20 protein-coding genes are annotated in these 23,014 nt (G+C 39.4%); 12 read left to right on the top strand and 8 right to left on the bottom strand.

Features of this window, described 5'->3' with window-relative positions:
• The coding region (locus Q0976_RS14595) for an amino acid adenylation domain-containing protein (protein WP_299494587.1) at nucleotides 1-3,749 on the bottom strand (3,749 nt) is incomplete at its 3' end.
• A gap of 341 nt (nucleotides 3,750-4,090) precedes the next feature.
• On the opposite strand from Q0976_RS14595, the gene Q0976_RS14590 reads away from it, so the two are divergent.
• Nucleotides 4,091-4,483 carry a hypothetical protein gene (locus tag Q0976_RS14590; RefSeq protein ID WP_299494586.1) on the top strand — a complete coding sequence of 131 codons (393 nt, stop codon included), beginning with the start codon at nucleotides 4,091-4,093 and terminating at the stop codon, nucleotides 4,481-4,483.
• A gap of 537 nt (nucleotides 4,484-5,020) precedes the next feature.
• On the opposite strand, the gene Q0976_RS14585 is transcribed toward Q0976_RS14590, so the two are convergent.
• Together Q0976_RS14585 and Q0976_RS14580 are read right to left on the bottom strand one after the other, a co-directional pair.
• The gene (locus tag Q0976_RS14585; protein WP_299494585.1) at nucleotides 5,021-5,251 is read right to left on the bottom strand and encodes a transposase; all 231 of its coding nucleotides are present in this window, start codon (nucleotides 5,249-5,251) and stop codon (nucleotides 5,021-5,023) included.
• Nucleotides 5,252-5,303: 52 nt separating this feature from the next.
• Nucleotides 5,304-5,546 (bottom strand): hypothetical protein, encoded by a 243-nt coding sequence (locus Q0976_RS14580; protein WP_299494584.1) that lies wholly within the window; start codon nucleotides 5,544-5,546, stop codon nucleotides 5,304-5,306.
• A 308-nt stretch (nucleotides 5,547-5,854) separates the two neighbouring features.
• Between Q0976_RS14580 and Q0976_RS14575 the strand changes: the two genes are divergently transcribed.
• Nucleotides 5,855-6,868 (top strand): IS110 family transposase, encoded by a 1,014-nt coding sequence (locus Q0976_RS14575; RefSeq protein ID WP_299494583.1) that lies wholly within the window; start codon nucleotides 5,855-5,857, stop codon nucleotides 6,866-6,868.
• A 540-nt stretch (nucleotides 6,869-7,408) separates the two neighbouring features.
• On the opposite strand, the gene Q0976_RS14570 is transcribed toward Q0976_RS14575, so the two are convergent.
• The 3 genes from Q0976_RS14570 to Q0976_RS14560 form a co-directional block, all read right to left on the bottom strand.
• Nucleotides 7,409-8,173, bottom strand: coding sequence for an SDR family oxidoreductase (locus Q0976_RS14570; protein WP_299494582.1), 765 nt, complete (start codon nucleotides 8,171-8,173; stop codon nucleotides 7,409-7,411).
• An 86-nt stretch (nucleotides 8,174-8,259) separates the two neighbouring features.
• Complete coding sequence (locus Q0976_RS14565) at nucleotides 8,260-9,285, bottom strand: trypsin-like peptidase domain-containing protein (RefSeq protein WP_299494581.1); 1,026 nt, start codon at nucleotides 9,283-9,285, stop codon at nucleotides 8,260-8,262.
• Between the two features lie 73 nt (nucleotides 9,286-9,358).
• A complete protein-coding gene (locus Q0976_RS14560) occupies nucleotides 9,359-10,006 on the bottom strand; it encodes a hypothetical protein (RefSeq protein WP_299494580.1) in 648 nt (215 codons plus the stop codon).
• 364 nt (nucleotides 10,007-10,370) lie between these two features.
• Between Q0976_RS14560 and Q0976_RS14555 the strand changes: the two genes are divergently transcribed.
• Nucleotides 10,371-11,246, top strand: coding sequence for an ion transporter (locus tag Q0976_RS14555; RefSeq protein ID WP_299494579.1), 876 nt, complete (start codon nucleotides 10,371-10,373; stop codon nucleotides 11,244-11,246).
• 147 nt (nucleotides 11,247-11,393) lie between these two features.
• On the opposite strand, the gene Q0976_RS14550 is transcribed toward Q0976_RS14555, so the two are convergent.
• On the bottom strand, nucleotides 11,394-11,924 hold the full coding sequence (locus Q0976_RS14550; protein WP_299494578.1) for a WbuC family cupin fold metalloprotein: 531 nt from the start codon (nucleotides 11,922-11,924) through the stop codon (nucleotides 11,394-11,396).
• 320 nt (nucleotides 11,925-12,244) lie between these two features.
• Here Q0976_RS14550 and Q0976_RS14545 point away from each other — a divergent pair, with 320 nt between their 5' ends.
• From Q0976_RS14545 to Q0976_RS14505, 9 genes are all read left to right on the top strand, one after another.
• Nucleotides 12,245-13,414 (top strand): aminotransferase class I/II-fold pyridoxal phosphate-dependent enzyme, encoded by a 1,170-nt coding sequence (locus tag Q0976_RS14545; protein ID WP_299494577.1) that lies wholly within the window; start codon nucleotides 12,245-12,247, stop codon nucleotides 13,412-13,414.
• Nucleotides 13,411-14,421, top strand: a complete 1,011-nt coding sequence (arnC, locus tag Q0976_RS14540) for an undecaprenyl-phosphate 4-deoxy-4-formamido-L-arabinose transferase (protein WP_299494576.1) — start codon at nucleotides 13,411-13,413, stop codon at nucleotides 14,419-14,421. Before Q0976_RS14545 ends, arnC begins: the two co-directional genes overlap by 4 nt.
• 118 nt (nucleotides 14,422-14,539) lie before the next feature.
• Nucleotides 14,540-16,588 carry a bifunctional UDP-4-amino-4-deoxy-L-arabinose formyltransferase/UDP-glucuronic acid oxidase ArnA gene (gene arnA, locus Q0976_RS14535; protein ID WP_299494575.1) on the top strand — a complete coding sequence of 683 codons (2,049 nt, stop codon included), beginning with the start codon at nucleotides 14,540-14,542 and terminating at the stop codon, nucleotides 16,586-16,588.
• A 9-nt stretch (nucleotides 16,589-16,597) separates the two neighbouring features.
• The gene (gene arnD, locus Q0976_RS14530) at nucleotides 16,598-17,518 is read left to right on the top strand and encodes a 4-deoxy-4-formamido-L-arabinose-phosphoundecaprenol deformylase (RefSeq protein ID WP_299494574.1); all 921 of its coding nucleotides are present in this window, start codon (nucleotides 16,598-16,600) and stop codon (nucleotides 17,516-17,518) included.
• Nucleotides 17,519-17,620: 102 nt separating this feature from the next.
• On the top strand, nucleotides 17,621-19,300 hold the full coding sequence (gene arnT / locus Q0976_RS14525; RefSeq protein WP_299494573.1) for a lipid IV(A) 4-amino-4-deoxy-L-arabinosyltransferase: 1,680 nt from the start codon (nucleotides 17,621-17,623) through the stop codon (nucleotides 19,298-19,300).
• Complete coding sequence (locus Q0976_RS14520) at nucleotides 19,297-19,650, top strand: EamA family transporter (RefSeq protein WP_299494572.1); 354 nt, start codon at nucleotides 19,297-19,299, stop codon at nucleotides 19,648-19,650. The genes arnT and Q0976_RS14520 overlap by 4 nt, the downstream gene beginning before the upstream one ends.
• Nucleotides 19,647-20,195: a 4-amino-4-deoxy-L-arabinose-phosphoundecaprenol flippase subunit ArnF gene (arnF, locus tag Q0976_RS14515; protein ID WP_299494571.1), complete on the top strand. Its 549-nt coding sequence runs from the start codon at nucleotides 19,647-19,649 to the stop codon at nucleotides 20,193-20,195. The genes Q0976_RS14520 and arnF overlap by 4 nt, the downstream gene beginning before the upstream one ends.
• Nucleotides 20,196-20,406: 211 nt before the next feature.
• Complete coding sequence (locus Q0976_RS14510) at nucleotides 20,407-21,180, top strand: hypothetical protein (RefSeq protein ID WP_299494570.1); 774 nt, start codon at nucleotides 20,407-20,409, stop codon at nucleotides 21,178-21,180.
• Between the two features lie 163 nt (nucleotides 21,181-21,343).
• Nucleotides 21,344-22,042, top strand: a complete 699-nt coding sequence (locus Q0976_RS14505; protein WP_299494569.1) for a hypothetical protein — start codon at nucleotides 21,344-21,346, stop codon at nucleotides 22,040-22,042.
• Between the two features lie 164 nt (nucleotides 22,043-22,206).
• On the opposite strand, the gene Q0976_RS14500 is transcribed toward Q0976_RS14505, so the two are convergent.
• Nucleotides 22,207-22,782, bottom strand: coding sequence for a hypothetical protein (locus Q0976_RS14500; RefSeq protein WP_299494568.1), 576 nt, complete (start codon nucleotides 22,780-22,782; stop codon nucleotides 22,207-22,209).
• Nucleotides 22,783-23,014 lie beyond the last annotated feature (232 nt).

The following is a 23,014-nucleotide window of genomic DNA, read 5'->3' as shown; positions in this document are numbered from 1 at the left end:
ATATTAAAATCATAATCTTCTAATTTATTCAACCAATAGGTTTTTGCTTTGTCTAATAAATCACTTGCCCGAACTCTTGCATAACTATCCATATAGTCTCTAAATGTAAATGGCAGTTCTTCTAATTCAATTGAGACCATGTCTTTTGCATTATATAGCAGAGATAATTCTCTCATAAAAATACCAAAGCTCGTACCGTCCATGATCAACGCATCAATACTAATATGCAGAATAGAGTGATCATTATGTCGGCTCACCTCAAAATCAAATAAAGGGAAGCGACCAGCATCATAGACTTTATGAGATAAGCGTTGGCGAACTTCAGAAAGTTGATCATCATTAATAACATCATGGTTACTTATCTTATAACGCTCCACCGACTTTAGAATATATTGAGCATCTTCTAAGAAGATAGTTCTCAATGCTGGGTGACGTTGTATTAAAATATTTAGTGCTTGCTCTAATCTTTGATGATCTAATGTATCAAACAATAATTCACTATACCCATGTGTAGAAGTTCTACCCATTTCAAAAAATTCTGAACGACCATACAAGTATGCTTGTTGAACATTTGTGAGTGGAAACTTATCATAGAGCTTTGACTCATCACAACCCGTTATTAAATAATCTTTATATTTAAAGTCACCTTGAGAGCGGGAGATTAGATCAGCCATCTGCTCAACTGTCCTGTGAACAAAACAGTCCTTTACTGACAAGTGACACTCAAAAGTAATATTTATTAGACTCACCAACCTTATAAGAGAGATGGAATTTCCACCATTCTCAAAAAAATCACTATGCACACCTATTTTCTCTACATCTAAGACTTCTTGCCAGAGGGTGCAAATCTGAGCTTCTTTTTCAGTGCGGGGAGAAATATAGTTATTAGTGTTAATTTCAGGATCTGGTAATAATTTTTTATTTAATTTACCATTAATAGTTAAAGGAATATTATCTATTTCAACAAAAGCGGAAGGAAGCATATAATCTGGCAGTATTTTCTGCATCTCACTGAGAATCATCTGTTTATCTAAGGTATTTTTTATTAACTTAATGGAATCATTGAGAACATAATATGCCACAAGAAATTTATTGTTATTGGCTACTGATTCCTTTACTAAAATACAAGCATCTTTGATTTCTTTTATAGATAATAAGGCACTCTTAACACCTTCCAATTCAATTCTAAATCCTCTTATCTTTACTTGGTCATCTAAACGACCCATGTATTCTAAACTGCCATTAGGTAACCATCTGACCAGATCTCCTGTTTTATATAGCCTATTATAACCTTTATTTTTATCATCTTCCGTAGCAAATAGGTTCGTAATAAAAAACTTCTTAGTCAACTCTGGGTTCTTTAAATAACCACGAGCAACGCCTATTCCACCTATGTATAATTCCCCAATTGAAAAAACTGGAACTGGTTGCAAACCTCTATCTAGAACATATAATTTTGTATTTGAAACAGGATAACCAATATTATTTATTTCTCTTGCCTCTAGTTGCTTTTCAGGAACAAACATAGTTGATATAATAGAAGATTCCGTGGGACCATAGTCATTAATAAGAATATATTTATAATAGTTAAATACATGTTTATTACATCCTTCCCCACCAGTAGCGATACGCCTTATAGAACTAAATTCCATATCACTGATCGCCCCTAATAATACAGGAGGCATATTAACATGTGTAATATTTTCCTTTTCTATTAAACTTCTAATATTTTGTTCAGAAATAACATCTTCTTTATTAAAAATAACAATCTTTGCTCCGCTTAGTATTGGCAGAAAAAGTTCAGATGCAAAACCATCAAAAACATATGAGGCAAAAATCATTCCTACTTCACTATCATTAAAACCAAACTTATAAATACGGTAGCTAATAATGTTAACCACGCCTTTATGCTCCACCATCACACCTTTAGGATGGCCTGTAGTTCCTGAGGTATAAATAATATAAGCTAAATCAGCAGGCTTTGTTTCAAAAGATAAGTTATTTACAGGCTCATCATGATAATTCACATCATCAATAGCTACCAAAACTAGTGGTTTTTCACCAATATGATCCGAAATTTTACCAAGCCTCTCCTCAAGATGGCTCTGTGTAAGTAACATACTTGTTTGTGTGTCTTTCAAAATAAATTCAATACGCTGAGTTGGATAAGCTGAATCAATAGGCACGTAAGCTCCACCAGATTTCAACACAGCGAGAATAGAAATAACCGTATCAAAACTACGATCCACACATAAAGCAATCAAAGTATCTGGTTTTATCGTTGTTTTTGTCTGCTTTTCATATTGCCTTCTAATATATCTGGATAGTTGATTACTTATACTATTTAACTCACTATATGTTAGCTGCCGCCCTTCAAATACTAATGCTATATTATTCGGTGTTCTCTTAACTTGATCTTCAAATAACTGTGAGATTGTTTTATTTTCAGGATACTCTTTATCAGTTTCATTCCATTGATATATTATTTTTTTATATTCTTTTATTGAAAGATAACAATGAGATATTAATTTCTTCTCTGGGGAACATAAAACTTTTTTCAAAAAATTAATATAATGCTCAGCTAAAGCACTGATCTGAGAAGATGAAAATAATTTTCCTTGATACCTTAACCTAAAATCAAAATAATCTTTTTTCTCTTCATAATCTAATAATAACTCTGACCCAGCAACATCAATGTCAAAAATATGGTTTACACTTGATTTGCATCCATCAAATTCAAATACTTTATCTTTGAAATTTGTTTGAGCAAACCCCACATTAAGTTTTTCAATTGGTGATTCACGTATAAAATATTGAATTGGCAAATATTTATAATTAATAATATTATTTATGTAATTATTAAAATCTTCAACAAGCTCTATGAAATTTATTTCATCATCCAAATATAATGAAAAAATTAGTGTATTAACATGAGCACCATAAATCAAATCCTCTCCCTGCCTGATTGCAATAGGATAACCAATATGCGTGTTCTTTTGATTACTATAACGTGCTATTAATACCGTCCAAATAAGCATGAAAATATTATTATCAGAAATATTTGTATTAATATTATTAACCCAAGAATTATAATCACTTTTTTTAATTATAAAACGCTTCTCGCCAATTAAATTAGGTTTACTTTCAGAGAAATTATAAGGTAGAGCGTTTCTGGGCGGACAACTGCTAAGCTTTTCTAACCAAAACTTTTTAGAGTCCTCAAAGTTAGATTGAATTTTTTTTTCTAGCACATTTGTTAATTCTATAATTTTCTCTTCTTGATTCTCTACCCTCCCAACAGCAACATTATTATAAAAATCAGAAAGCTGATCTAAAAAACAATTGAATGATAAACCATCAATCAATACATGATGAAATACAACAATGAAAGTATATTTCTGATTACTTTCTTTAAAAGCTCCAAACCGATATAATGGCCCTTCCTCTAAATCAAAAGGCTTACTTGCAAAATTGACTCTATTGTCAATTGAATCAAATAGTTCTAAAGTAGAAGTAGATGCATTCTTAACCCAATACAGGTTTCCATCTTCTTCAAAAAGATGGCTATTCATTAAAATATTATTAGCAATAAATCGATCAATCGCCCTACTCAATCGGACTAAATCTAAATCTCCCTCAATCGTTTGATCAAAAATAATATTATAATCCTCTCTAGAGGGATCTAAATGATACTCTATCCAAAATGCCCGAATATAGGACGAAGTTTTTATTTTATTTTTCAGCATCATCTGGGAGCCTCAATTAATTTTGGATAAACGAAAAAAATAAATAAGACGCAAGAAGCAAACAGAGCCGGATCTTTCCAGAAGCATAAACGAGTATCGAATTCGACTTTATCTATTTTAAAGGGACACTTCATCATGTGATGGTCTCAACTATTATTCATGACCAGTAAGGGACAGTATGACCTAATTGTAGTACATGTATAAGTACCCGAGTATAAAATTACCAACAATAAGGTTAATATTTAAGCTTTGATATTTTTTACATTAGCAATAATATAGAACTTGTATCAATATCAAAATTTTTGTATAAATATCATTAGCATATGAGTTATCAGTTTTTATAAATGAAACAAGTTAGAGCACTGTTACCTCATGAGTTCACCACGCTAAAAGAAGCGTTCAAAAATCATCCTAAACATCGCTGTGGTTCGATCAATGGTTTGAACTGGGTATCGCTTTTTCTTTATGACTCTAAACGTACTGGACGTCCGACAATCTATGATCATAATGAAAATCAAACACTAAAAGAACTTGTCGATGAGGCGCCTTATCAACTTAAACACACTCAATCAAAAATAACATTAGAAACAGAAAAAACAGCTAGTAAATCAAGCATTAAAGGAATACTAAAAAAATTTGATCATAGTCATAAACGAGCCAGACACTCATTAAAAAGCAAGCGCTATCAGGACGATTTTTTAGCCTGCCTTCCAGCAAGCTATTTGTTTTTAAATTAACGGAATGACAATTAGGAATAATATTTTGATAAAAAAACTCCTTGTTATTTGTTATATCGACAAGTGTTTTAATGTGAAATGTTTTTATAAATATAGAAGATTGTCGTAATGAAAATGAGTCACCTTACTTGTTGTTTGGTTATATAGCTAAAAAATTAGGTTGGAAATTAAAAAATATAAATCACTACTAACTTTTTTAATGATTAGATATATAATAACCTATAGCCATACCAATTATGCCATATGTAATGTTTGAATGAATTTTACTTTGTAATTTAATTAATAAATCAATAACGACTTTTATTTCTGACTCTAAATAGCTAGCAATACTAATTTTCTTGTTGTTGTCAATAGTTAAACTTTTGTTTAGTCTATTTATTTTACTATTTAAGTGTTTTATACGACTTTCAACTCTATCATTTGAGTTTTTTATTTCTTCAAATGGAATTTATTTAGTCCATACATTTGGAAACCATTCAGGGTTCTGACTTATCCAATATTGATATTTCTCATTAAATAAAACATAACAATCCTTTTTCAGGCAAGCATTGGCCCAGATGCCTTTCTTGCACCAGCGACTATAACGCATATAAACACTATTCCAATGACCAAACTCGCTTGGTAAGGCGCGCCGCACCTGACTATCCAAAGCACTACTTCAAGAAAAAGACGATTATCTTTTGCGGTGATACCACAGTCAGTGACTTTTTCTGGAAGTAATGAATGAATTCGTTGCCATTGTTTATCGCTAATTATTTTACGGGACATATGAATTTCAAAGAGAAAAATTGTATCTTAATCAAATAATCATAGCCAATTGTCAACGCCCCCTAGTAACCAAACTCATCAATGATTTGGAATCTTTGATCATGTAATCAATACCAGAGTGGAATGAACCATATTGACCAATGCCAATGTACAGAGCGCCAACAACAGCTAGAGTGACCTTGAGACTCCCTTCTTGAAGTTGCACATAGATCTCTGTTTGTTGATCATAAATGAGGTTCGCGTACTTTGATGTTAACTCTTCAAGATAGAGCTCCGCTTCTTGAAGAGTTAACATCAAAGTCTAAGTCAAAATGAAAATCCAATCCCACGAGTAGTGCCACAATCTCTCCTTGAGAGCTAACAGCTTATTCAACAGCAGCAGGATAATCTTCCAGACTGCTTAATCGACCTCATCAATACAAGTCAAAGCAGCCCTCCTGATTTTATTTTGCTTTTTGCTTTTTGCTTTTTGCTTTTAAATCAGTGTAAATACGATTTAGAGCTTCCAAAACAGGGATGATGGGATGGACACCTCTTGTTAAACCGGCGTCATTTGCGCCATATTGAATTTGCGTGTTCAATAACCAACAAAAGGTGTCTAATATGAAAGTTACACTAATCGGAATTGATTTGGCAAAAAATGTTTTTCAAGTTTGTGGCATTAACCAAGCTGGGAAGTCTATTTTTAACCGAGCGTTAAGACGTTCACAACTTATCGATTTTTTACTTAAATATCCAGATAGCATTATTGCCATGGAAGCCTGTAGTGGCTCTAACTATTGGGGGCGAGAGTTATTATCAAAAGGGTTTGAAGTCCGATTAATACCGCCACAACATGTAAAACCCTTTGTTAAAGGCAATAAAAATGATCGAAATGATGCCTTTGCGATTTGTGAAGCAGCATTAAGACTTAGCCTGACTTTTGTGCAACCTAGAACGCTTAAGCAAACCGATATGATCTTGGCTCATCGGATCCGCGAAAGAAAGGTAGAACAACGAACCGCTTTGATTAATCAAATTAGAGGGTTACTAAATGAATATGGTATTGTTATTGCTCAAGGAAAAGCACGACTGAAAGTCGCCATACCTGAGCTTTTAGAAGAGCCTAACAGCGGTCTAACACAATTAGCTCGACAGTACTTTCAAGCGCTTCTAGAAGAGTGGCAACAGTTAGATGCGGCGATTAAAAGCTTAGAGAGCAACATTAAAAACCAGGCTAAATCGAACGAGCAAGTGGGCAGGTTAATGGAAATAAAAGGTGTCGCTGAAATAACAGCAACAGCTGTAGTCTCCTTTGCTGGTAATGGTGCGCAATATCATAATGGCCGTCATTTCGCCGCCAATTTAGGACTTGTGCCACGAGAACATTCAAGTGGCGATAAACAAAAATTAGGTAGGATCACAAAGCGTGGGAATAGCTATCTAAGGCGACTACTTGTTCAAGGTGCTTGGTCTATCATACGTCATGTTGAACAAAGTACAGATCAAATGTCTGTTTGGGCGAAACAATTGATTGAGCGGAGAGGGAAACATAAGGCTGTGGTTGCTGTCGCGAATAAACTCGCAAGGATCATCTGGTCAATGTTATACAAGCAAACAGAATATAAAGCGAATTAGAAAGTACATAGTCATCCCCACCGAGCGATGCGATAAAATGTAATGAAGTAACAGGTAAAACCGACCTTTGTCAATGCTGGGAAAGAACACGGGAGCAGCGAAACCCGTAGGGACGATAAGCTACAAAGGTGCGGTACTCATTAGGGCCAGAGAATAATAATTTCTCACAAACAGGCCGGATATACGTATGCAGTTTTACCCATTGTTACTCAAAAATATCACTTGAATTAGGTGAGGTGTCCATATATGTACTCGCAGTGTGTCATATTTGTATTCGCACAAAAAGCCCGCTGCAAGCAATTGACATCAATAACGTCACAACTGAAAATCAGCCAACTTAATACCACAATGGCTAGACGCTAAAATACTTGCTTCCATTAAGCGCAGCTTAATAAAACCCCCACTCTTTATGGCAAGTGTGGATAGGGATCCACAATCCTTAGCCTACCGCAGGTGAAAATAACACTACACTTTACCCATACCTGATAAATCCAACGATAAAATGCAATTGCTTTCATTTGCAAGCCTCTCTTCGTGGTGTTAATAAGCCTTGTTAAAGCCGCCATCCAACAAAATATTTTGCCCTGTCATATGATCCGATATTGGTCCCAGTAACGACAAAACAGCTTGGGTGACATTGTCCACAGACGCGTATTTCTTTAAGGGAATATTGGCGGTTTCTTGCTCCATGAGTTGATCAAAGTCCATGCCTTTATCCTTGGCTTTATTCTGCATTTTTTGCGTATAAGAGTCTGTCATCACACCGCCTAAAGACAAGGTATTGACTGAGATCTGCAGCTCAGCTAAAGACAATGCCATGGTTTTTGCTTGCCCCAGCCATGCACTACGTAAACAATTATTCATAGCATAATGCGACAATGCCGTTTTTGAGCTGAGCCCTGAAATAAAAACAATTTTCCCTCCAGGATTAAGGCAATGATTCTCCACTATTTGCTTCATGAGCCTCAAAGGTAAAATAAAGTAGCGATGATATAAGTTTTTCCAACTTTCATCATCGGGAAACACCTCAGAAGAAGGCGGTATTCTGGGCAAAATAAAGACCACACCGTCAAGTCTATTTGATTGTGACAGCGCCTGAGCACAATCATCAATGATGCTTTCACTGAAAAAATCTAAGGGGGCCATGTCAACCCTTCCCGCTGCCTGCAAGGATAGCTGGTCAGTGAGGTGTTGTAACTTTTGCACATTGCGGCCTGCCACAAACAAGTGATGATCATGGCTTAGCGCCGTTGCCACTGCCGCGCCAATACCACTGGTTGCACAGGTAATCAACATATTTTTCATTTTGACTTAACCAGATAACGTGATAAATAAAGCTATACCATACGCTATCTTGCATTCCACGGGTATCTTTGTAAGGTGAAACGCCATTAAGGCGTCGCGGCCATCCAATTTTGCAACATCGTAAACACTGTGCTGGTTAAACGTGTGCCACAATTTTGGCTCAATGCACCAGTGGTATGCACGCCGCGCACATAGCCCCTTTCATCTTTAATGCCGCTACCGCTTTGCCCTCCTGAAGTATCTAATGTATAACATACACGATAGGTTGAAGATGATGTCTCTCCAGAGTCTGTCCACATGGTACGCCAAGACTTATCGGCAGGGTAACCTGTGACGCTATGCAGGCCATCGCTATAAGTCCCCCAACCTGAATGGCCGCCGTGGGGCGCATCGTCTAAAACGATAAGGGCATAATCAAAATTATAATCCCTTTGTGTATGCCAAGCGGTTGTAGTCATCACTTTTTTCCATGTCATTGTCTCCCATGGCTTATCGTTACCATTTTGCCCTGCCGTAAAGTCAAGTTCGCGATACCATTGGCCTTCACCATCAGACACACAATGTCCCGCAGTCAGGACATGCAAAGGTGAAATCAATGTGCCCGTACAACCCGTATCGATTTTTCCATTATACAAATGTGGCCGCACTCGAGTGTCTGTGATAGGTAACCGCTCATCGGTGCCTATCACAACATGAGGTGAATAAGTCTCTGGGTTTTTCGGCTCTTTTGAAGGCATTTGATGAGGAACAATAAAAATCTCAGTATCTAATCCCCTGATTTCAAAAGACTGTATGGCTTGTTCAAACAAAGTCAGTGTGGCTGGTAACATGACTGCCTCAAATTGCGTTCCATTTGGGGTAACCGCAATGGTACTCAAGGCGATGGCACGTTCATCGAGGCTGTAATGCTCACGCAAATCCTTGCCCTCAATGACGGGCATTAACACCTTATCTTTCCCCTCAATAAAGCTCCCTTTGCTATTGAGAGGACTCAATTGGATCTGCGCCTTTAGGGGAAATAGCGACACACTCAATGCATTAACGCAAATGACATGTAGACACAATAAAATGACACTGCTTTTCATAGGCTTGTCCTCATTAACCTTATTCATATCCCGACCCATCATCCCCAGAATAAAATTCCAGATTAAAAATACCAATAAAAATGCGGTTCAACAGTGGCCGTTAACGATTTCCTTTTCTGGGGGAAATAAGCTCACCTATGCCCTCTTTGATACCAATATCGTCCACCGCATCGATAAACAACCTGACCTCATCAAGCTTGCCTAGCCTTAACGGGTGAGCGCCTTGCTGTGCCACTAAGGAGAACTGCAAACTGTTGTCATTCAGCCACTTGGCTTGCTTTAAGATCACAATGGCAGGCCGATTAGAATAAGGCACTGTTGACCTAAGCTCAGGTTGAGGACTCTTGTCATGTTGATGACTCTTGTCACGCTGAAGACTCTTTTCGAGTTGAGGACTCTTTTCAAGCTGAGAATGCTCAGCGGTATGAATGAGGGCTGCATTGGGCGCCGATAACGAAAAAATAGCCTCAAAGGCTTCAATAAACTGCTCCGTTTTCGCCAGCCGAGTGTCACGGTTGGGCCTATCGGTAAACAAGACGAGATCGGGATCGATATCGTGTAACACTAATGTATAGTGATTCATTAGGTTCGAGGGAATTAACACACCTTGATCGGCACTGAGGACCACTAACCAGGTTTTTTTCTGCTCTGCGGCCACCATTAATGCACGCTTTTCAGCGTAACCGTAAAACGTGATCAGGGCGAAGATAACACTGAAAATCAATAATATATTAATCTTATTCAGCACAAGCACATCCTTGTTGACGGTAATGTAAGGCGATAATGAACCGTTCAGCTGCGTAAAGTATTAAGTTTAGTCCAGTGTGAAGTGGATCAACAACTGGGCTATCGCTCATCGCCCTCCTAAGTCAATAATGACTGAAAAAATAAGCCGAAAAATAAACACAATCACACGTCATTTAAAATATGTCGCTGGATCAGCCTCCATACCAAAAGAACCACGGCAAATGTCCTACTGACAAGGTTAAATCCCTTAAAGGTGTTTATTTATTATGCTTATCATCATCTTGCTACGCTTTTTACTTTGTGAATAACCTCAACTCCTCTACAATCAACACCTTGTTAATTTTACTTTGATTTAATGTTGATTTATGGATATAAAAAACATTCAAGCCTTGTCCATTCGCTTGCGTAATAATAAAATTTTTGAGCTATTTGTTGTCAGTATTATCATTCTGTCTGCATTACTCATTGGGGCAAAAACCTACAATATGCCGCACTTATTGGTGATTTTGGTCAAATTTATGGACATGGCCATTACAGTGATTTTTCTGTTTGAAATTTGTGTGCGCTTTCTGGCAGAAGAGAATAAAAAGCGTTTCTTTCATAATGGCTGGAACGTCTTTGACACTCTGATTGTCGTCATTAGCCTCATTCCTATCGAAAACGGTGAAATGGCCATTATTGGTCGATTAGTACGTATTTTCAGAGTACTGCGAATGGTATCCATCATTCCTGAGTTACGGCTACTGTTAAACTCCTTACTGCGAGCCCTTCCCCAGCTCGGCTATGTACTGCTGTTAATGTTTATCATTTTCTATATTTATGCCGCTGTCGGGGCCACCTTCTTCGCAGAAATAAACCCCGTTCTTTGGGGAGATATTTCTATCTCTTTGCTCACCTTATTTAGGATCATGACCTTTGAAGATTGGACGGATGTCATGTATGAAACCATGGCCGTTTATGGGTTTAGCTGGATTTTCTATTTAAGTTTTATCTTTCTCACCGCTTTTGCTTTTCTGAATATGGTCATAGGGATTGTGGTCAATGTGTTAGAAGATGAAAATGCCCGTGCTCAAGCCGAAAAAGACAAAGCTGAGGGGAAAGTCACACTAGATGAACTCGCCATCGAGATCCGTCAATTAAAAGCCTTATTGGAAAGTCAATCAGTTGAAACCGCCAGCCCAGATCCTTCTGCACATAAAGCAGATAAAATCACTGAAGCGAAAAACCAAGCCCGCGCTTAGCAATTGACTGTGATGCAATCGTCACTTTATTTCCCCAGTTTTCATGCCCATGAGCATTATAAGCTGGGGACGACTTTGTCATGACAATCTGCCAATACAAAATGTTAACTGGCTTTCGTGACAGGCTAAACGGTCTCGCCAGTAAATTTAACTTTTCTGCTTAAATAAGTCGCTAACATGCTCCCCAACCGCGAATTTACGTAATGCCGCCAAACATGCTGGTACACCTTGGCTATGCTCCAATGGGGCCCAAGGTGCAAAGTCCTTATCGGTTTTGGCAATATACGGTCCCTCTTTGATTTCTAATGCCAATGTGCCTGCGTGTTTCGCAACAAAAGTATGCCAAGTCTTGGCGGGTAACTGCACTATCCGTGTTGACGTTAAACTCATTGGAGTACGAGACAATAATTGACCATCATCATCAAAAATAAGCAAGTCCATTTCTCCCGTAAGTAATACCAACATTTCCCATTTATGAGGCTCAATATGGCGATGAGGAGCAATATATGTTTCAGGCTCCATGGCCATCAACAAACGTTGGACATTGGCATTTTCATTGTCATGAAGGTTCAAATGCGCTCGCTTTCGCTCCACCTCACAGGCCTTTTGATTTAACCCATTAACGTCATCATTGGTGACCACTTTTATCATAGTGACTCCTTTATCTGTTCTATTCATACAATGCTCACTATATTAGTGATGCTCTCATCCCCCACTACAGGTGATTTAGCTATTATTTCAAAGATAGAAACACTGTTTTTACTGGAATAAAACCCCGATGAGCGGTGAATTATCCGTTTTTTCCATCATAAAATTCGTCCATATCAAGAAAAAAGTGTTATCAAAAAGTTTTTATAATGTTATAAATAATAACGTTAATGCCGAATATTAAGCTTAAAACACGTCAAAATAAAGCTAAATTCACATTTACAAAACAAGGAAAGTTTCATCACCCACAATGGAAATGCGCTTATTCGAGTCAATTGATTAGGATGTTTATGAATAAAGAATTTTTGCCATTGTGTCGACCCGCTATTGATGACAATGATATTGAGGCGGTTATTAAAGTGCTGAGAAGTGGCTGGATCACCACAGGTCAGCAATGCCATGAGCTCGAAAACTTAGTAACCCAATACACGGGCGCTACCTATGCCGTGACCTTAAGCAGCGCAACCGCTGGCATGCATTTAGCTTTACTGGCCTTAGGCATCGGGCCTGGAGATGAAGTCATTACCCCGTCGTTAACTTGGGTCTCAACCATTAATATGATCACTTTGCTTGGTGCCACACCTGTTTTTGTGGATGTGGATCCCGATACCTTAATGACAGATGCCGAGCGGATCGGCCCACTTATCACCGACAAAACAAAACTGATTATTCCTGTGCATTACGCAGGTGCGCCACTGGACTTGGATACGCTTGAGGCACTATCGGCTCGATACAATATTCCTATTTTAGAAGATGCAGCCCATGCATTAGGCACAAAGTACAAAGGACGACCCATAGGTCAAACAGGGCATTGTATTTTCTCCTTACACGCCATTAAAAACATTACCACTGCAGAAGGCGGTATATTGACCACCCAAGATAAGGCCCTTGCTGACCGAGTGCGTCGTTTACGTTTTCATGGTTTGGGTGTTGATGCTTTTGACAGAGAAAACCAAGGGCGCAGTCCCCAAGCTGAAGTCATTGAGCCTGGCTTTAAATACAATATGCCCGATCTTTGTGCATCTTTGGCTATTGGTCAGCTTAAACGTATTGATTCTATCAATAATAAACGTCTTCAGTTAGCCAAATGGTATCAAGAAAAACTGCTTCCTATTGCAGGGATCACGCCTTTAGACATTCCACAATATCCCCATACTCATTGCTGGCACCTGTTTATTGTACGCGTTAATGAAAAGGTTTTTGGTATGGATAGAAACCATTTTATTCACGCACTCAAAACACATGAAATAGGCGCTGGGATCCATTTTAAAGCCTGCCATAAACAAAAATATTATCGAGAATTGAATGACCATTCAGTTGAAGATGTTGATCTCAGGTTGACCAACACCCTTAAAAATAGCGAACAAATCTGCTCTTTACCCCTTTTCCCAGACATGATCCCTGATGATGTTAACCGGGTGATCAGCGCCATCATTCAGATCTCGGAGCAAGCAAAATGAAACATCATTCCCCCATAAAATTCATCTCCATTGTTATTCCTGTTTATAACGAACAAGCCTGTTTGCCAGCGTTAATTGCACGGACAACTGCCGCAGCAAGTCAATTGAATAAAACCTTTGAAATTATCCTCATTGATGATGGCAGCCAGGATAACAGTGCCGACATCATTGAAGCGGCTGCTGCTAGCCCTAACAGTCATATTGTGGGCATAATACTGAACCGTAATTATGGCCAACACAATGCAATAATGGCAGGTTTTGAACATGTCAAAGGCGATCTTATTATTACCTTAGATGCCGATCTACAAAATCCACCGGAAGAAATCCCCAACTTAGTGGCCAAAGCTGAGGAAGGTTTTGATGCCGTCGGCACCATACGAAAAAATAGGCAAGATAGTCGATTTCGCCGTTATCCATCAAAAATTATCAATAAAATCGTCAAGCGTTCCACGGGGGTTGAAATGAATGATTACGGCTGCATGTTAAGAGCCTACCGATATCATGTCGTCAAAGCCATGTTAGCCTGCCATGAGAGAAGTACCTTTATTCCGATCCTTGCCAATGGTTTTGCCCGTCATACCACTGAAATAGAGGTCTCACACCATGAGCGCACGCAGGGGAAATCTAAATATGATTTTATGAATCTAATTAATTTAATGTTTGATTTACTCACCAGTATGACCACTGCTCCTCTGAGATTATTAAGCCTCATCGGTGGCGGTATCGCCTCATTAGGCGTCTTATTTGGGCTTAGCCTGCTCTTTTTGCGCCTGCTCTATGGCAGTGAATGGGGAGTTGATGGGATTTTCCCCTTATTTTCTATTTTATTCATTTTTATTGGCGCACAATTTATCGGTCTGGGTCTGTTGGGTGAATACATAGGTCGCATTTATTCTGATGTTCGCGCACGGCCGCGATATTATGTTCAAGACGTTCTCATCGGTGAAGCCAGCCAACAAGCTCGAGACAAGCTCAATACGGTGTTTCCCATAAAACACGCCCCATAAATACCACAACATAAGCGCCACAAAAACGAAGTCAAACATTCATTATCTACCCCACTCCACCTAGTGACATTGACGTCACAAGCTGTTGGGTGACTTCTCTTTTATATAAGGATGCGATATGAAAGCCGTTGTATTTGCTTACCATAATATAGGTTGTACCGCGATTAGAAGTTTACAAGAAGCAGGAATAGAAATTCTCGCGGTTTTCACTCATTTGGATAACCATAATGAGCACGTTTTTTTTGAATCCGTCGCTAAACTTGCCGCCAGCTTTCACATTCCTGTTTTTGCCCCAGAAGATGTGAATCATCCGCTTTGGGTTGAACGCATACGGACATTGGCACCAGATTGCCTCTTTTCTTTTTACTATAGACATATGCTCAGCCAAACGATTCTCGATATCGCCCCCAAAGGTGGCTTTAATCTCCATGGTTCATTATTGCCACATTACCGAGGCCGTGCGCCCATTAATTGGGCGCTCATTAATGGTGAAACACAAACCGGAGTCACCTTACATGCCATGACCAATAAACCCGATGAAGGAGACATCATCGCAGCCGCTTCATTGCCTATTGCACTGAGTGACACCGCCGCCAGTTTACATCAACGCATGACACAATTAAGTGGCGAGTTATTACGGGAGGTATTACCTAAAATCAGGCAAAACACGCACACCGCCACACCACAAGCTCACAGCCAAGCCAGTTATTATGGCCGCAGAACAGCTGCTGACGGCGAGATAAACTGGGCCCATTCCCCTATTCAGTTATTTAACCTTGTGCGTGCAGTGACCGATCCCTTTCCTGGTGCTTTTTCCTTTTTAGGTGACAATAAAGTCATCATTTGGCAAGCCAGACCCAGTAATCACATTGTTGATGCCGCCCTCGGCACCATAATCGATACACATCCGCTCACCGTCGCTTGCCATCAAGGTGGCCTGATCATCGAAGCGGGACAAGCGGAAAATGGCTTGTACCTCAATGGTGAGCAGTTAGTCAATGATTTGCATTTAGTCAAAGGCATGCGTTTTGGCCCACAAGCCAGTGCCATATTATCCGCTAAAAAACGAAAAAAGGTCCTCATCATGGGGGCGAATGGTTTTATTGGCAATCATCTCACCAAACGATTACTTGATGATGGTCAATATGAAATTTATGCCATGGATATGAGCTCCAGCCAAATACAACAATACTTAGGCCATGCTGACTTTCACTTTGTTGAAGGAGATATCACCATACACAGCGAGTGGATTGAATATCACATCAAAAAATGCGACATTGTGCTCCCCTTAGTCGCCATTGCCACTCCCATAGAATACACGCGTAATCCTTTACGCGTCTTTGAGCTGGACTTTGAAGAAAATCTAAAAGTGGTCCGCGCATGTGTAAAATACAAGAAACGCATTATTTTCCCTTCAACATCTGAAGTTTATGGCATGTGTAGCGATGAAGAGTTTAATGAAGACAGCTCTTCATTGGTCACTGGGCCCATTAATCGCCAACGCTGGATTTATTCCGCATCAAAACAATTACTCGATAGGATCATTTGGGCTTACGGCAAACAAGATAATTTATCTTTTACCCTTTTTAGGCCCTTTAATTGGATGGGGCCTAAACTGGACAGTTTAGATTCTGCCCGTATTGGCTCTAGCCGAGCCATCACCCAGTTAATTTTAAATTTAGTGGAAGGCACCCCCATAAAGCTGATTGACGGCGGTGAACAAAAACGATGCTTTACCGATATTTCAGAAGCCATTGAAGCCTTATTTCGCATTATTGAAAACAAACAGACCCGCTGTGAAGGAGAAATTATCAATATTGGCTCTCCAGACAATGAAGCCAGCATTAAACAAATGGCTGAAATATTAGTTGAAAAATTTGAACAACACCCACTGCGTGATCAATTCCCACCTTTTGCAGGATACAATTTAGTCGAAAGCCAAACCTTCTATGGTGACGGATACCAAGATGTTCAACACAGAAGACCCAGTATCCGCAATGCCAAAAAATTGCTGGATTGGGAGCCACAAATAAAAATGGAGCAAACCATTGAAAAAACATTGGACTTCTTTTTGAAATCCGCCGTAGAAGAACATACTTGGATCCCTGAAATCATTCGAGGTACTGACAAAGACACCCCATTAACCTCTATCACAGGCACGGAGTAGTAATGACTCATGATTGAACAAGCCCCCATTAAAGTCGGTTTAAGGATTGATGTGGATACCTACCGAGGCACCCGTATTGGTGTGCCAGCCTTGCTATCATTGCTGTCTCAATACGGTATTTCTGCTTCATTCTTTTTTACTGTGGGGCCTGATAATATGGGGCGCCATATTTGGCGCCTTCTTAAGCCGCAATTTCTAAAAAAAATGTTACGCTCTAAAGCCGCCAGTCTTTATGGTTGGGATATTTTACTGAGAGGAACCTTATGGCCCGGCCCCATTATTGGCAAAAAACTGGCGGGGGTTATTCAGCAAACCCATCAAGCACAGCATGAAATAGGACTCCATGCTTGGGATCACCATAAATGGCAGTGCCATACAGAATCAATGGAGCCTGATGAACTCTACAGTGAAATCAATAAAGGCTATCAGCTCTTATCAAGATTAATCGATAACCCAGTGTATTGCAGCGCCGTGCCCGGTTGGCGCAGCACAACGTCCAGTCTAGAGCAAAAACATCGCTTTAATTTTCGCTATAACAGTGACTGCCGCGGACACTCTATTTTTAGTCCTCAACAAGGCATGACACCTCAAATTCCTGTGACACTGCCCACCTATGATGAACTCATCGGGCAAAAGGGCGTGACAAAACATAATTATAATAGTGAGATTATTAAGTTAATTAAACCCGACCAATTAAATGTTTACACCATACACGCCGAAGTAGAAGGCATCGCCCTTATCCACCTATTTGAAGATTTGCTTTATCAAGCACAAAAACATCGGCTTCAATTCGTGCCTTTAATTCTCTTATTGGATAAAGCCGAAGACGAGTGGCCCATTGACAGCATAGAAAACCAGTCGATTCCGGGACGTGAAGGCTGGCTAAGCATACAAGGTTCCAGCCTTGAACATTTGGCCATGAGTCAATAACCAATGAAAAATCGCACACGTTATGACACCTGTGATGCACTGTCACTGTTCGGTAGTGGATCACTTTAATCTTGTTATCACCCTTCAATGAGAAATCATTTTATGATGCAAAATCCAATCGTATTCAATCAGGCAAATCTTGTTTTACCCAAGATCAATTTAGCCATTACGATCCCATTGTTTTTTGTTTTATTGTATTTATTACCACTGGGGTTAAGGGATCTTTGGTCACCCGATGAATTAAGGCATGCCGAAATCGCAAGAGAAATGGTACAAAGCGGTGATTGGATAGTCCCTCGGTTTAACGATATTCGCTATTTTGAAAAACCCATTATGGGCCATTGGATGAATGCGATTTCACAAACCCTCTTTGGCGAAAATAACTTTTCCGTACGCGCCGCTTCAGCTTTCAGTACATTAGGCAGTGCCTTATGTTTATTTGTACTAATGCGTCATTTTTATGATCAAAAACACGCATTAGTCACCATCGCGATTTTTTTAAGCCTTTTTCTCGTCACTAACTTAGGCACTTACAGTCTCGTCGACAGCATGCTCAACTTGTGGTTAACCGCGGCCTTTTGCAGCTTCTATTTTGCTGCCATGGGCCAAACATTTCATCAACGGCTATTACATTATTCCCTTGCCGGTTTTTTTTGCGCTCTCGCCTTGCTCACTAAAGGCTTCCTTGCCCTTGCATTACCTGTCATTGTGGTGATCCCCTTTATGATTTGGCAAGGAAAATTGACTCAAATTTTACGCTGGGGAGGCTGGGTGATGCTTGTCGCAACCTTATTCACCTTACCTTGGGCATTAGCCATTCATCGTGCAGAGCCTGACTTTTGGCACTATTTTTTTTGGATAGAGCATATTCAACGGTTTGCTGCTGAAAAAGCTCAACATCATGCGCCTTTTTGGTATTATCTGCCCTATTTATTGCTTGCCAGTTTGCCATGGCTATTCTTACTGCCTAGTGCTTTTAAGCACCTTGCTCCTCAATGGCAGCAACCGCTGATCCGCTATGCGTTTTTATGGGCTTTATTACCACTAGTATTTTTTTCCGCGGCCAATGGAAAAATTGTCACTTATATTCTTCCTTGCATGCCTCCTTTGGCCATCTTACTCAGTTTAGGTCTCACCCGCGCCATTGAGAACAACGCAAAAGGCGTGATGTTAGGATCACAACTCAATGCGCTCACCTTCACCTTCATCCCTATCGTCATATTAGTACTCTTCTATAGTGGCGCCTTGCCACTCAATGCCGATGAACAACATCGCCCTTGGCTACTGGCCTTAGCCTGTTTTTATTGGGCAACATTAGCCATCATAGCCCTTAAAGCACAAAGACTTCATAGCAAAATAAGCAGTTACATGGCCATGCCATTAGGCATTTTTCTACTTGCTTGGGCTATCATTCCTGATATCAGCACCCATTCAAAAATGCCCGCTCAATTCATGGCCCAAATCAAGCCATTAATCAATAAAGAGACGTTACTAATCGCAGATAATCCCGACACCATGTCTGCGTTTAATTGGTATTTTAAACGTCAAGATGTGTACTTAACCCACTCCAAGGGGGAACTTAAATACGGGCTGAACTATGAAGATAGCAAACATCGATATATTTCTCCCGCAGCCTTAGCTGACTTTATCGCATCCCACAATCAAACTGTCGTCTTTTTTAGCCGCTCACGGACACGACCTGAAGGGTTACCCAAAGCTGATAACATAATAAAAAAAAGACGATATCAATTATTTATTTATCATAAGTTGAATGCATTATGACCACATGGGGCATGTTTATTTTCTCGATTTGTGCCAGTACCTTCAGCCAATATTGGCAAAAAAAGGCGGCCTTATTATTCCTCTCTAAACCTCAATTCACTTGGCGACAAAAGCTATTATCCAGCCCGATTATCTTAAGCTTCTTTTTTCTAGGACTGGCGGCATGCAGTTGGTTGTTTGTATTACATATGTGGGATGTTTCTCACGCTTATCCATTACTGAGTATTAACTTTATCGCCGTATTGATCTTGTCCCACTTTACCTTTAATGAGCCCATTACAAAAAAACAACTCTTAGGCAGCGGTTTTATTGTCGTCGGCATTATACTGCTCAGCGGAGGGATTGAATGAAGAGCCCACAAGGCACTGCTCAAAACATTGACCCTAACAGAGCCCTAAGCAGAGAACAAAAAAACAATAAAAGTGGGAATGTGCCCTCTCAAGTCAATAAGGTAAGTGGAGCACTTGTCATGGCATTAGCCTGTGTATTTCTGATCTCGGCTGCACAACTGATGATGAAATGGGGCGTTATGCAGCTCCCTTCACTTCCCCCAGAATTACGTACCCTTTGGCAGCAAGCACCGTTATTTTCAATCGATTTAACCAGCATCACAACCCCAATTGCGATGTTACTTCAAACAATGCAGATCCCAATACTGTTTATCATCTCAGGGCTCTTTTGCTACGCACTGTCGATGATATGCTGGATTATTGCCTTAAAGCAGCTCCCTTTGTCGGTTGCTTATCCGCTACTGAGCTTAAGTTATATCATCGTTTATTTTGCCGCCATTCAATTACCCTGGTTAAACGAAACCTTTAGCGCAATAAAATTTCTAGGCGTGATTTTTATATTGATAGGCTTATTTTTAATGGCACCTAAAAAGAATAATCACTAAAGCAAGTATGATTCAATACTCGATGACAAAAAACGACTCACATTCGATTAAGGCAATACAATACGCCCTTTTTCAAAACTGAAATTTAAAACACATTTTTTTCCTCATCATTAAGTATAAGCCACAAAAGTCCAATATTTTAAGCTTAAAAACAAGAATAAAATAAGTAAGTTAAATAATATCACTGCATTAATGACAGCAGAGTTTGTCTATGCATAATACAGCGTATTATGCATTAAAAATAAGCTCAAGCAATAAAGAGAAAAATATGACAAGAGAAGTCGGTTCAACTACTGCAACCAGTACAACACACTCCACGGAACATCATGGATCTCAACATCCTATCGATACAAAAGCACTGACTCATTCAAACAGTCCTCTTAATCAAGCCCGTTGGCCGGGAACCAAGCTGCTGGGTAATATGGTGGGAGAAATAGGCTCTTTAGCTAAACTCACCGGCAGCATTGCTGTAACGGGTCTCATGGCCACTGTCCCCTATAAATTAGGAGTATTAAACTCACCCGCTGCAGCCGCTTTATCCATGATGCCAGCGGCACAAAGACTCATTACAGGCTTTGACACCTCCATTAGTGGGTTGTTTAGCAGTGAAACAAAAGAGCAATATCCATTTATCACCAATATAGTGGGTAAATTACCCACTTATGCGTCTTACATTCCTAATGTCGCCGCAATTGGCATGATGATAGGTCAAGTACAACCTTTACTGATCACGCTGATCACGCCCCATGTGGGGGACGTCGTGGCGGGTTACATTGCAACGGGCATTCCACTGATCACCGATTGGGCTTTAACCGCTAGTCCTTATGTGGCTTACCTGCCCCTTATTATGGCAGGAGTAGGCTCAGCTATCTGTCTATGGAAATGTTTACAAGAACTTGAAGATGGTATTCACAACATGAAAACTAATTTCAACGACTTTTGCAGCTCTTTTAGCAAAAATCCTGACACTCTCATCCATGCTTAAATCCTAATATCCCTAGCTTTCTAGGCTTAGATTGATTGAAAGTGCTGAGAAATAAATCCAGCCTTTATGCCTCATTTGCCCACCATCAATGACCCACGGTGTGAATGAACTATCTCGCATAAAGGCTTTACCTTTTTAACAACAAACAGTATCAACTTCCTTTATGACAGTAAGCAATAGCACATCTTTAACCGATACCTTGAATCAACTTATTGAACTCAGTATTGAAAAAATGACTGAAGCAGAGCAAGCAGAACACCCCCAAAAAAGTACGGCTCAAATCAAGACTCAACTGACACACAATGTGTCACACAGCATGCAACAAATGCAAACCAATCTCAGTCGAAGTATTGAACTTTGTCAAACCTTTCTCAGTCAAGAACAGCTCCAACAAATCTTTTTACCCATATTCAAGGCTTATAACAGTTCACCACAGGTAATAGAGCAAGGACAAGTGCCAGATGCAAAATTGACCAATGAAGAATATGAGTTGATTTTATCCATCGCAGAGCAGCTAGTACTAAATCACTCCTTCGATGATGCCATTAGTGTTTGTAGCCTATTAGCACTACTCAAACCTGAAGATATTCGTGCTTACCTTCAACATGCTAGCGCATTAGAAGCACAAGGGGATATTGTGGCAACCACTCAGTATTACCATAATATGACTGAGGCATTGAATAATCCCGTGCTTAACTTCCACGCAGCACAGTACCTTTTAAAATTAGGGCAAGTCTTTGAAGCAACAGAAAAACTCAATCATGCCATTCATGCCTTAACAGTCGTCAAAAATGATTCAACTGAATGTGCCGACTTTTTAACGATACTCGAAGCCTTTAAATGTGAACATCAATTACATTGAGCCATTTTTGTTATCGCTCAAATGATGACAAAATAAAAAAGGGCTTACTGTCATAAAACAGTAAGCACTTTATTATGTTAAATCAAATTTTTTACTATACTTTCCAGTTCATATATCTAAATCGATTATCACGAAAAGAACAATGCAAATAGCGATGTAAAGAACTATGCGATAGTATGAATATTGGTAATAATTGGCTCACCTTGTAAAGGCTGAAAAATTTCAATCATGACTTTATAAGGCTCAGCTTTTGGTACCACGACTTTCGCTTCACTAATAAAGCGATAGTTCACTCCTGCAACCACTTGGGTTGAGACTTCAAGTGGCGTATATTGAACACCTAATAAGCCATGGGTGGCTTGTTCAAATACCTCCAAGTTTTCAGGCGTCAGTGGTTTCCAAATCGACCAACCACCGTATAATGCTTGACTGTGATTAGCATGTTCATTTTCTAACGTGATGCTGTAAAGCTGAGGGCGTCCTTCAAGAGGTTGGTATATTTCAATCAATGCATGTTCTATCTGTGCTTGAGGCGACACGACTTTTGCCTCACATTCAAAACGGTAATTAGTCCCATTCACCACTTGCGTTGATACCATTAGCGGCCGATAATTCACCCCAACAAAACCTTCCATTGCCTCCTTAAATATTAATTCATCTTCATGATCAAGTGGTCTAAAAGGTGACCAACCTCCCACTAATAAGTCCACATTACCAAGTGCTTTCGTTGTGACAGACATAATACAACTCCTTGTAATACAATGCTATATTAAGGTAGAAAATACATACTCCCTTTTATAGGTTGTTGATCTTTGGTGATAATTTCTGAAGCCAAGACCAACAGCCTCTAGTAACCGTCAAGCGATTATTTATTATATTGAGTTAAAGCTTAGTTAGCTTTTAGGTGTCGTCAATAAAAAGATAAAATAGAAACGCATTAAACTGAATTATTCCTGTACAAAAAGCTGAATT

The organism is uncultured Shewanella sp., assembly GCF_947501665.1.
Lineage (GTDB): Bacteria > Pseudomonadota > Gammaproteobacteria > Enterobacterales > Shewanellaceae > Shewanella.
This window is presented reverse-complemented; position numbering and strand designations above follow the sequence as displayed.

What these genes read in the sequence shown, in the direction of transcription:
- Q0976_RS14590 (WP_299494586.1), top strand. Translation starts at nt 4,091, where the DNA reads ATGAAACAAGTTAGAGCACTGTTACCTCATGAGTTCACCACGCTAAAA.
- Q0976_RS14585 (WP_299494585.1), bottom strand. Translation starts at nt 5,251, where the DNA reads ATGTCCCGTAAAATAATTAGCGATAAACAATGGCAACGAATTCATTCA.
- Q0976_RS14580 (WP_299494584.1), bottom strand. Translation starts at nt 5,546, where the DNA reads ATGTTAACTCTTCAAGAAGCGGAGCTCTATCTTGAAGAGTTAACATCA.
- Q0976_RS14575 (WP_299494583.1), top strand. Translation starts at nt 5,855, where the DNA reads ATGAAAGTTACACTAATCGGAATTGATTTGGCAAAAAATGTTTTTCAA.
- Q0976_RS14570 (WP_299494582.1), bottom strand. Translation starts at nt 8,173, where the DNA reads ATGAAAAATATGTTGATTACCTGTGCAACCAGTGGTATTGGCGCGGCA.
- Q0976_RS14565 (WP_299494581.1), bottom strand. Translation starts at nt 9,285, where the DNA reads ATGAATAAGGTTAATGAGGACAAGCCTATGAAAAGCAGTGTCATTTTA.
- Q0976_RS14555 (WP_299494579.1), top strand. Translation starts at nt 10,371, where the DNA reads ATGGATATAAAAAACATTCAAGCCTTGTCCATTCGCTTGCGTAATAAT.
- Q0976_RS14550 (WP_299494578.1), bottom strand. Translation starts at nt 11,924, where the DNA reads ATGAATAGAACAGATAAAGGAGTCACTATGATAAAAGTGGTCACCAAT.
- Q0976_RS14545 (WP_299494577.1), top strand. Translation starts at nt 12,245, where the DNA reads ATGAATAAAGAATTTTTGCCATTGTGTCGACCCGCTATTGATGACAAT.
- arnC (WP_299494576.1), top strand. Translation starts at nt 13,411, where the DNA reads ATGAAACATCATTCCCCCATAAAATTCATCTCCATTGTTATTCCTGTT.
- arnA (WP_299494575.1), top strand. Translation starts at nt 14,540, where the DNA reads ATGAAAGCCGTTGTATTTGCTTACCATAATATAGGTTGTACCGCGATT.
- arnD (WP_299494574.1), top strand. Translation starts at nt 16,598, where the DNA reads ATGATTGAACAAGCCCCCATTAAAGTCGGTTTAAGGATTGATGTGGAT.
- arnT (WP_299494573.1), top strand. Translation starts at nt 17,621, where the DNA reads ATGATGCAAAATCCAATCGTATTCAATCAGGCAAATCTTGTTTTACCC.
- Q0976_RS14520 (WP_299494572.1), top strand. Translation starts at nt 19,297, where the DNA reads ATGACCACATGGGGCATGTTTATTTTCTCGATTTGTGCCAGTACCTTC.
- arnF (WP_299494571.1), top strand. Translation starts at nt 19,647, where the DNA reads ATGAAGAGCCCACAAGGCACTGCTCAAAACATTGACCCTAACAGAGCC.
- Q0976_RS14510 (WP_299494570.1), top strand. Translation starts at nt 20,407, where the DNA reads ATGCATAATACAGCGTATTATGCATTAAAAATAAGCTCAAGCAATAAA.
- Q0976_RS14505 (WP_299494569.1), top strand. Translation starts at nt 21,344, where the DNA reads ATGACAGTAAGCAATAGCACATCTTTAACCGATACCTTGAATCAACTT.
- Q0976_RS14500 (WP_299494568.1), bottom strand. Translation starts at nt 22,782, where the DNA reads ATGTCTGTCACAACGAAAGCACTTGGTAATGTGGACTTATTAGTGGGA.